Raw genomic sequence first — 2406 nt, forward strand, 5'->3', positions numbered from 1 at the left:
CCACCGCCATACCCACCCACTGCGCCCCCTGACCAGGGAACACGAACACCGAACGACCACGGACATCCGCCACACCACGCGTCACACCCGAGGCAACCTCATCCCCCGCCAACGCACCCAGCCGCACCAGCAACTCATCACGGTCGGCACCCGTCACCACCCCACGGTGCTCGAACACCGACCGGGTCGCCACCAGCGAATACGCCACATCCGCCACACCCAGCTCCGGACACCCCGCCAGGAACCCCCGCAGCTGCTCAGCCTGTGCCCGCAGCCCCTCCGGAGTACGACCCGACAGCAGCCACGCCACCGGACCATCGGCAGCCTCGGCCTCAGCGACATCGGCCGCCTTGGCGGCTTCCGCGACCTCCGCGGCCGGTGCCTGCTCCAGGACCGCGTGCGCGTTCGTCCCGCTCACGCCGAAGGACGACACACCGGCGCGGCGCGGGTGCCCCGTCTCCGGCCAGGCCGTGGCCTCGGTGAGCAGCTCGATGTCGCCCGCCGTCCAGTCGACGTGCTGTGACGGCTCATCGATGTGCAGCGTCTGCGGCAGCACACCGTGGCGCATGGCCATCACCATCTTGATGACACCGGCCACACCGGCCGCCGCCTGCGAATGGCCGATGTTGGACTTGATGGAGCCCAGCCACAGCGGCTGGTCCTCCGGCCGCTCCTGGCCGTAGGTGGCCAGCAGCGCCTGCGCCTCGATCGGATCACCCAGCGTGGTTCCCGTACCGTGCGCCTCCACCGCGTCCACCTCGGCGCCCGACAGTCGGGCGGTCTCGAGTGCCGCGCGGATCACCCGCTGCTGCGACGGGCCGTTCGGGGCGGTCAGACCGTTGGACGCGCCGTCCTGGTTGACCGCAGAACCCCGGACCAGGGCCAGCACCTCGTGGCCCTTGCGCCGGGCGTCCGACAGCCGCTCCACCAGCAGCAGCCCGACGCCCTCGGCGAAACCGAATCCATCGGCGTGGTTGCTGAACGCCTTGCACTTGCCGTCCGCGGACAGCGCCCGCTGACGGCTGAAGTCCACCAGCCCGGCCTGTGTCGACATCACCGTCGCGCCACCGGCCAGCGCCATGTCGCATTCGCCCTGGCGCAGCGCCTGGACCGCCAGGTGCAGTGCGACCAGCGACGATGAGCATGCGGTGTCCACTGTCACGGCGGGCCCTTCCAGGCCCAGGGTGTAGGAGATACGGCCGGAGGCCACGCTGCCCGCGCTGCCGGTGCCGAGGTAGCCCTCGAAGCCCTCGGGAGCGTTTCCTTGCAGCCGGGTGCCGTAGTCGTTGTACACGACGCCGACGAAGACGCCGGTCCGGCTTCCCTTCGCCGTCTCCGGGTCGATACCGGCCCGCTCGAACGCCTCCCACGACGTCTCCAGCAGCAGCCGCTGCTGCGGGTCCATCGACAGCGCCTCGCGCGGCGAGATCCCGAAGAACGCCGGGTCGAACTGGTCCGCCTCGTAGAGGAAGCCACCGTTGCGGGCGTAGTACGTGCCCTCGCGCGCGGGGTCCGGGTCATACGTGGACTCGAGGTCCCAGCCACGGTTGGACGGGAGCGACGACGTGGCATCGGTGCCCGCCATCACCAGCTGCCACAGTTCCTCGGGCGTCCGCACATCACCGGGGAAGCGGCAGCTCATGGCGACGATCGCGATCGGGTCGTCGTCCGTGTGTCCCGGGGCGTTGGAGGGCCGGCCCGCCGCCGGTGCCGCGATGGCCGCGTCCTGCGCCCCGAGGATCTCCGAGCGCAGATAGCCCGCCAGTACGGTCGGGTTCGGGTAGTCGAAGACGAGCGTGGCCGGGAGGCGCAGCCCCGTTTCCGCGCTCAGCCGGTTCCGCAGTTCCACGGCGGTGAGCGAGTCGAAGCCCAGCTCCTTGAAGGGCCGCCCCACCTCCACGGTGTCCGACTTGGAGTGCCCCAAAGCGGCGGCCACCTGGATGCGGATCAGCTCTTCGAGCAGGAACTGCTCCTGGTCCGACTCGGACATGCTGAGCAGTCGCCGTCGCAGCCGGGCGACGATGTCGTCACCGGCCGCGTCTCCGGCGCCCGCCACACGCCGGACCGTCATCCCCGGTACGACATTGCGGAAGAGGGCGGGGAGTTCGGCGCCCTGCGCACGCAGCGCGGGGATGTCCAGCCGGAAGAGGACGGGGGCCACCACGTCCGAGACCAGAGCGGCGTCGAACAGCTCAAGCCCCTCGTCGGTGGCGAGTGGCAGCACGCCCGAGCGGGATATTCGCTGGATGTCACCCTCACCGAGGTGTCCGGTCATGCCGCTGGCCTCGGCCCACAGACCCCACGCCATCGACACACCCGGCAACCCCTGAGCCCGACGCCACGACGCCAAACCATCCAGGAACACATTCGCCGCCGCGTAGTTGCTCTGCCCCGGACCACCCAACG

General features: G+C 70.6%; 1 protein-coding gene. It reads right to left on the reverse strand.

All coding sequences use genetic code 11. The features are described from left to right. Positions 1 to 2406: type I polyketide synthase (locus tag VT50_RS37635; protein WP_143645370.1), on the reverse strand; the 2406-nt coding region annotated here is incomplete at both ends.

It is taken from the genome of Streptomyces antioxidans, from assembly GCF_000968685.2.
Lineage (GTDB): Bacteria > Actinomycetota > Actinomycetes > Streptomycetales > Streptomycetaceae > Streptomyces > Streptomyces antioxidans.